Origin of the sequence: Rhodococcus sp. T2V (assembly GCF_029269925.1) — a bacterium.
Taxonomy (GTDB): Bacteria; Actinomycetota; Actinomycetes; order Mycobacteriales; family Mycobacteriaceae; genus Rhodococcus_F; species Rhodococcus_F koreensis.
The window spans coordinates 1-370 of sequence record NZ_JARJBD010000436.1 but is presented as its reverse complement, the minus strand read 5'-3'; the positions used below and the strand labels follow the sequence as shown (position 1 = coordinate 370).

Below are 370 nucleotides of genomic sequence, written 5' to 3'. Positions count from 1 at the left end.
CGGCGAGCTTTCCGGCGGTGTCGAGCGCCCAGTCGAGTGCGCTGTGGCTTTCCGGGCGATCGGTGAGCAAGACGACGAGGTTCATGGCGGGATCTGTCCTATCCGGGGTATGCGGCGAAGAGGATGCCGACGACGAGCATGACCAGACCGACCAGGGAAGCGCGCCAGATCGCCTTCTTCTGGTGGTCACCGAGTTCGACCTTGGCCAGGCCCACCAGCAGCAGGAACGAGGCGACCAGGGGGCTGGAGGTGTGCAGGGGCTGTCCGATAATCGCGGCGCGGGCCATCTCCTCGGGGGCGATGCCGTAGTGCGAGGCCGTCTCGTTGAGCACCGGGAGCACACCGAAGAAGAAGGCGTCGTTGCTCATGA

The 370-nt window shown here is 65.7% G+C and carries 1 pseudogene; it reads right to left on the bottom strand.

Annotation, left to right across the window (positions count from 1 at the left end):
- Positions 1 to 98: 98 nt before the first annotated feature.
- Positions 99 to 370: pseudogene (locus tag P3H15_RS54725) on the bottom strand (citrate:proton symporter); the annotation flags it as partial.